Here is a 6,618-nt window from a genome sequence, read left to right as displayed (position 1 = left end):
CCCCCTCCTACTCGATTATTGTTTAATAGGTTCCTTCAGATGTAAAGCGTTCCTTACCCTTCAGTGTATAATCAAAGAATTGAAGAATAAGTTTATTTTCAGTTTCCAGGCAGTAATATTTATCAATCGTTGACTTACCGCCTTGAAGTGTATTAGCAAGCATAGGAGAAACAAGTGATAAATCGGTAAGACTTAAGTGTTTGGCACCTTTAAAATAAACGGTATAGGCTTCTTTACAATTTTGATCGGCTGCTTTGTTTGCCGCATAAGTGGAATTACTGTTAAGCTGTTTCCAAACATCGTCAGTATAAATGTTCAGAAGTGGGGTTGTATAAGCCTTGCCGTTCGCCACAAAATCATTTGTCTTTTTATCATAAACAAGCTCACTAAAAAACGGACCGTCCAGATTGACAACAGCGCCGACATCATCACGCTTGCTGCCGATCCCAACACTGGCTGCGCCACCCATTGAATGGCCAAACACACCAATTTTCTCTGGGTTGATTAACTGATAGACCGAGCCTTTATCGCTTGTTGATTTTTCTAAAATGGTATCAATCACAAAGTTCATATCTTCCGTACGCAGTTTCATCCACTTTTGAATAAGTCCATACAATTGGTCCTTCGTATAAACACCCTCTTTATTGGCATTGCTGACTTCCTTCATATATTCCGAATTGATCGTGTTAATCTCGCCTTTATTTGATTTCGTATAAAGAGAATGATAGGGATGATCAATGGAACATACTACATATCCGTGACTGGCTAGCTCCTTAAAGGTGGAGGTGTTACTTGCTTTAATGCCATTGGCCCCATGGGAGAATACAACTAGTGGATATTTACCATCAGCGTTTTTAGGATACCAAAATTCTACATTGACATGTCTTTTTTCACCGGTATCGGCAAATTCCTCAATCCGGTTTTGATCGGTGTATGTGAAATTGGCGGTAGCGACCTTAAATTCACCAGTTATTGTTGGCTGTTTGTGTTGTGGAAAAACAATAGCGGGTGCAAAGGCAAATACGAGGATGACGATCATCAAAATTGTTTTTCCAATCACCCGGGAAGTTTTATTTGTTTTTTTATCGGCTTTATTACGTACTAACGATACCGTTCCAATGAAAGCTTGTAGGAAAAGCACTACGGCCAACAGGTCCCAGCGGAAGCCCCATTCGATAATGGATGTAAGAGTAAGTATCACAAAGGCAATGAAAAAACTGATTCTAACCCAATTCCTCAATTTTTTATGGTGTTGCTTCGTTACGATGCAGTAAGTGGCTAAGGCCATTTCAAAAATTAAAGTGATGACAAATAATAATGTTCCCAAGGTAATGACCCCTTTCTTTGTTTTACCAGTTATTTTTATGTTTACAGCATAATTAACTGAAGAAAGGAAGTATATAGAAAATCAATAAGCTGTATATATAGAGCGGTAAGTTGCAAAAAAAGGCGGTAAGCTGTTATGCCTACCGCCTTGTTAATCCCCTGTCTGATTAAAGGACCTCAGTTTTCCGTTAATTTCATCAGCAACTTTTTTATCATTTCGCCATGAAAGCAGACGGACAATGAGATAAACTACTGCTATTTGCAAGGCAAAAATAAGGATGTCTGCCGCGCCTTTGACAATTCCAAAAAATGCCCCGAGGGAAATCAATATCGTTTCCAGAGCAACAAAATGAATGATGATTCTTATCCGCATATTGTTCTCACTAATGTTGTAAGGAGAATAGAGGATACATCCTGTCAATGACCCAATCAGGGAAAAGGCCATGATAATATAAATAGAATTCAAGTCGAAGGAAAGATTAGGGTAATAAATTTGCCGCAAAATTGTAAGGATGATGATGATGGCAGCGAAGATAATAAAGAATTGTTGCATCGTTTTTTTTATAAATTCGGAAAGTCCCATTCTGCTTCTCCTCTTACAATCCAAGTTTATTTCTAAGCACAGGCACATATTGTCTTGATATGACAACACGCTCCCCGTTATTCAACACCGCTTCAAACCTGCCGCTAATAGATGGGTAGATATGTGATATTTTCGTGATATTCAAAATCGTCGATTTGGAAGCACGGAAACATTCTTTGCCTAGCTCCTCCAACTCATAAAGCTTTTGTTTGACTTCAAAAGCTTTGTCCTTGCAGTAACAAAAAACCTTTCCATCCACTGCCTCAAAATAATAGATATCGCTTAGTCTAACACGATGAATCTTGTCATGTTGGTACCCAATCAATATACGATTTTCCATTTTAAGCTTGTTAACCATTTCGTATACATCGTTATTGACCTCATGGCATCTGATGAGGATTTCCTCTTCACGGTCCTTCGGAATCTCTTCTATTGAAACCTTCATATTCTCACTCACTTTTTTAACCAAAATCAACCAGAAAATTCATATTTTCATTATAAATGATTTTAAAGATTGCGGAATATAGACTTTATAATTTAAATGAGTATCGTATAAATGGATTAATCAAAGCTCGTGCTATTATGAATATATATTAAAAAGTATCCTTGGAGAGTGTTTGGGATGAATAGGTATATATGTCCACGATGTGGCACTGATTTACAAGAGGAAGATTGGGAAATGATAGATGAAAGGGCTGATGGTGGTATTCGTTTGGATGCACATCCAATCTATAAGTGTCCTACTGAAAATTGCGGGTACATGAAGCGTTCTGAACCAGTACCGGAAATTATTGCACAGCAAGGAGACGACCGTTTGCTTCTGTTATTTCCAAACGAGAGAGGAAGGATTCTGGATGTAGAGTCCAATGTGATATGGCCGGAACTCCATTATCAATCCATTCTTTCGAGAGGAGGCTGGGAGGATTATACGGGAAATCATGATGTAGAATTGCTTCTTGAAAGCACCCGTGACAGCCAAGCGGCTTACTTGGAGCAACCGAATCTATTTCATTTTGCAACGAGTGAATTATCACAGGATGCTTTCATATGCTGGCTGCTGTCCTGGAGTCCGGAAACACATCGCTCATTAGATAAGCCGTTGCATGAAGCTGCCGTAGATTTCATAACAATGATTTTTAACGTTCATGGGTATCCTGTTCCTACAATAAAAAGTATTGAAATTATTAGGCAATTCCAAGCGTTAGATATTCTTGCGATTGTAAACGATACCTATGCCATTTTAATAGAGGATAAAACATATACTAAAAACCACTCAGATCAGCTGAACCGGTATCGTGAAGAAGTAAGGATCGCTTATCCTGATTTAGTTCAATTGCCAATCTATTATAAGATAGCGGATCAAAGTCATTACCACTCAGTTCAGGATGCAGGCTATTTTCCGTTTACACGCGAAAGGATACTTGAAGTATTAGCGCGTGGCCGGGAAAATGGTGTAAGTCATCCTATTTTCCTTGACTATCTAGTACATTTGGAGAAGCTTGATAGTAAAATTAATGCTTATAAAACAAAGCCTGTGGTAGATTGGGACGGCTTTGCATGGCAGGGCTTTTACATGGGGCTTCAAAAACATTTTAATGGCAACTGGGGGTATGTTGCCAATCCGCGAGGAGGATTCTGGGGTTTTTGGTGGCAGCCACAGAGTGATAAAAACTACTACCTGCAACTCGAGCAGCAATTACTCTGCGTGAAAATTGAAGTAAATGACATGGAAAACTTGACAGAGTTCAGGAATGATGAAATGGAGAAAGTCCTGATAGAGTCCAAGGAACGCGGACTGTTCCTGCAAAAACCATCAAAATTGGGGACGGGCAAAACAATAACCATTGCTCAGCGAACCGACTATATTCAAACAGCGGAAAATGGTCTAATTGATTTGAAAAAAACAATTGAAGAACTTAAAAAATGGGAATCATCTACAAACAAAGAGGACTAAAAACTATTTATCAATAAAACTAAGCTGTTTGTAATAAAAATAAACAGCTTAGTTAGCATACTCTTGAATATATTAGTATTTTACTTTGTTTCTTTGTATCATTGGCAATTTCTTGTGTGGGTTGGTTTGAATGTTGTAGAAGATAGGAGATGAGTTGTCCCTTATAAAGCAATCGAAAATTTTCACAATCTCCCAAATCATTAGGTTTGACTAAGCTTGGGTGTTTACCCTTTATGTCAATGCCGCCTCGATTTAAAACCGTTGCAACAAATTCTGAACAAAAGAAGGCTCTTTTTCTATTCATTTTTTTATTAAGCAGAACCCCGAAAAGCCCGATTAAATTATACTTATAGTCTTGCTGCTGCTTTTCAAATTGTTGGACAAGCTTTCTCATCTGCTTATATTCGCTTTCTGAAACAGAACAACTATAAATGGCACATGTTGCACTTTGAAATAACTCTCCGTTCATATTTTCCCTAATAAAGCCTCCGATAAAAGGATTATTGGCTCGTTTCCTGCCGAAGCTGTAAGTCTCGTCTACTAGTTCCTTCGAAAAAGAGATTGAAGCGTGGTTTAATGGATGTTTCGTAAATCTTTTTATCATTTTTGTAAATAAAGTTCCCGTATCAGAAAGAATGATATAAACTTCCATCTTGATTCCCCCATTTTTAAACTCCCTGCGAATAGAATTTTGTATGTGCTTCTGTTTCAAAAATCCCTATTTTAATAAAATTCATTGATGAAAATGAAAAGATTCCGTCCCTTTCCAATCTAATTCTATAATCCTATATTGCTAAGAATCCTTGAACAATCGTGAGATTTATTTTTATCTAAGACCTAGGATGTAATTTGTTTCGGAACTGCAAGGAGTGATTGATCTCAGCTGTCAAAGTGAAGAATGGATCTTTGGGGATAGGGGGATAAACAGTAAATAACTCAAGGAACAATAAAAGTGCTGACTCAAAAGGTAATTTTAGAGTCAGCACTTTTAATTTTATTCTTGTTTTAATTTTTATCGTGAAAAAATAGCAAATTTCCAACCCAATAAGCAAATAAAAGCCAGATTAGAATAAAAAGAATGGCTGTGAACCAATTTTTAGGCTTTCCAGCCTTTTTCATTTCTTCCGCTCGTGCTCTATGGTCATTAATCACAACAGGAGGAATCAACTTCATGGCTAGCATGATGCCAAGCGGTACGATAATGAGGTCATCAAGATAACCTAGTACCGGGATAAAATCAGGAATCAGATCGATTGGGCTAAAAGCATACGCAACCACACATATGGCAACAAGCTTTGCATACCAAGGCACTCTTTTATCTTTATACGATAAATATAGGACAAATAAATTCTGTTTTAATTTCCTTGCAAAGTTTTTCAACTTAGTTAGTGGCTTGTCCATTTAACTTCCCTCCTTCTAAAGATTATAAAGAAATTTAAGAAAGATTTGAATATAAAGGTTGTAGTAGTGGAAAAAGCATGGGTGTTGTCGTTATACTCTTTACAAAGAGGGATATTTTTATAAAGTATATCGAAAGGGGACATAAGGTCCCAGATAAGGGAACGCAGGCGGATGTCCGTATAAAATAGGAACCATGTAATAAACGTTATGTCCCACGTGTACACTATATGGATGGTGGTGAATAACCTGATTCCAAGTACCAAACATTGGTAAGGGTGTACCAGAATACGTTGCTCCGTGAATCCCGGTAGTGATGGTTGTGGTCATGCTTTCACCTACTAAACTAAATTTCTATATTATATGTAATTTGTGAAAAACGAAAAGGACTAATTTTCATACTTAAGAAGATTAAAAGGGTTCGAGTTCTTAAAAAGTGAGGAGAAACATTGATAAATTATAATGGCCGTACATTTGTTTCAATTGAAAATACAGCAAACGGAGAAGTTTCTTCAAAGACTTTTTTTAAATATAGTCAAGAGGGAACGATCGTCTCAGCAACATATGGCGGGGGAGAAATCGTAAAAGGATTGCTGATTGGAATGGTGAAAGAGGATGGATCCTTACAGTTTCGATATAACCATGTGAATACAAAAGATGAACTTAGAGGAGGAGAATGTGTATCGACTCCTGAAATCTTAGCTGATGGGCGTATTAGACTATATGAGAAATGGAAGTGGCTTGATAATGAAGCAACAGAGGGGAATTCAATTATTGAAGAACCCTTAAAATATTAATTTAGAGGAATACATAGGAGGGATTGCAATGGATGAAAGGTATCCAATAGGAAAATTTCAATTTGATGGAGAGATCACGGGGGTTATTACTAAGGATTGGATTAGTGAGATTGAGAGCTTACCAGCATTATTGCGAGAAGCTGTCAGTAGTTTGGATGATAATCAATTGGACACTCCTTATCGGAATGGCGGATGGACCGTTCGTCAAGTGGTTCATCATGTTGCAGATAGTCATATGAACGCTTATGTCCGTTTTAAACTAGCTCTTACTGAAGAAAACCCAGTCATCAAGCCTTATAATGAAGGGAAATGGGCCGAACTTCCAGATTACTCATTGCCGATTGAGATTTCCTTAACGCTTCTTGAAACATTGCACAAACGTTGGGTCAAACTATTACATAGTCTAAATCCTGAGGATATGAAAAAAACTTTCGTGCATCCGGAATCAGGGGAAATAACGGTGGGAAAAAATATCGGTATCTATGCTTGGCATGGCCGGCACCATCTTGCCCATATTACTTCTTTAATTAGCCGTAAGGGCTGGTAAAGCAATAGATATT

Annotated in this window: 9 protein-coding genes; 3 read left to right on the top strand and 6 right to left on the bottom strand. The window is 37.6% G+C overall.

Annotated features, from left to right (window positions below):
* Positions 1-22: 22 nt before the first annotated feature.
* The 3 genes from V7083_RS23055 to V7083_RS23045 all read right to left on the bottom strand — a co-directional run bounded on the left by V7083_RS23055 (position 23) and on the right by V7083_RS23045 (position 2,354).
* On the bottom strand, positions 23-1,327 hold the full coding sequence (locus V7083_RS23055; protein ID WP_335482476.1) for an alpha/beta hydrolase family protein: 1,305 nt from the start codon (positions 1,325-1,327) through the stop codon (positions 23-25).
* Between the two features lie 150 nt (positions 1,328-1,477).
* Positions 1,478-1,909: a DUF3021 family protein gene (locus tag V7083_RS23050; RefSeq protein WP_335482474.1), complete on the bottom strand. Its 432-nt coding sequence runs from the start codon at positions 1,907-1,909 to the stop codon at positions 1,478-1,480.
* Between the two features lie 13 nt (positions 1,910-1,922).
* Positions 1,923-2,354 (bottom strand): LytTR family DNA-binding domain-containing protein, encoded by a 432-nt coding sequence (locus tag V7083_RS23045; protein ID WP_335482472.1) that lies wholly within the window; start codon positions 2,352-2,354, stop codon positions 1,923-1,925.
* 177 nt (positions 2,355-2,531) lie between these two features.
* Between V7083_RS23045 and V7083_RS23040 the strand changes: the two genes are divergently transcribed.
* Positions 2,532-3,863, top strand: coding sequence for a PD-(D/E)XK nuclease family protein (locus V7083_RS23040; RefSeq protein WP_335482470.1), 1,332 nt, complete (start codon positions 2,532-2,534; stop codon positions 3,861-3,863).
* Between the two features lie 52 nt (positions 3,864-3,915).
* On the opposite strand, the gene V7083_RS23035 is transcribed toward V7083_RS23040, so the two are convergent.
* The 3 genes from V7083_RS23035 to V7083_RS23025 form a co-directional block, all read right to left on the bottom strand.
* Positions 3,916-4,515 (bottom strand): hypothetical protein, encoded by a 600-nt coding sequence (locus V7083_RS23035; RefSeq protein ID WP_335482469.1) that lies wholly within the window; start codon positions 4,513-4,515, stop codon positions 3,916-3,918.
* Between the two features lie 353 nt (positions 4,516-4,868).
* A complete protein-coding gene (locus V7083_RS23030; protein ID WP_335482467.1) occupies positions 4,869-5,264 on the bottom strand; it encodes a YkvA family protein in 396 nt (131 codons plus the stop codon).
* A gap of 117 nt (positions 5,265-5,381) precedes the next feature.
* Positions 5,382-5,591: a hypothetical protein gene (locus V7083_RS23025; RefSeq protein ID WP_335482466.1), complete on the bottom strand. Its 210-nt coding sequence runs from the start codon at positions 5,589-5,591 to the stop codon at positions 5,382-5,384.
* A gap of 119 nt (positions 5,592-5,710) precedes the next feature.
* Here V7083_RS23025 and V7083_RS23020 point away from each other — a divergent pair, with 119 nt between their 5' ends.
* Positions 5,711-6,058, top strand: a complete 348-nt coding sequence (locus V7083_RS23020) for a n-acetylglutamate synthase (RefSeq protein WP_335482464.1) — start codon at positions 5,711-5,713, stop codon at positions 6,056-6,058.
* A gap of 28 nt (positions 6,059-6,086) precedes the next feature.
* Positions 6,087-6,605, top strand: coding sequence for a YfiT family bacillithiol transferase (locus V7083_RS23015; RefSeq protein WP_335482462.1), 519 nt, complete (start codon positions 6,087-6,089; stop codon positions 6,603-6,605).
* Positions 6,606-6,618: the final 13 nt, after the last annotated feature.

The organism is Bacillus sp. JJ1764, from assembly GCF_036962145.1.
Classification (GTDB): Bacteria; Bacillota; Bacilli; order Bacillales; family Cytobacillaceae; genus Neobacillus.
Note: the sequence above shows the minus strand (reverse complement) of the source record. Positions and strands in the feature narration are given on the sequence as shown.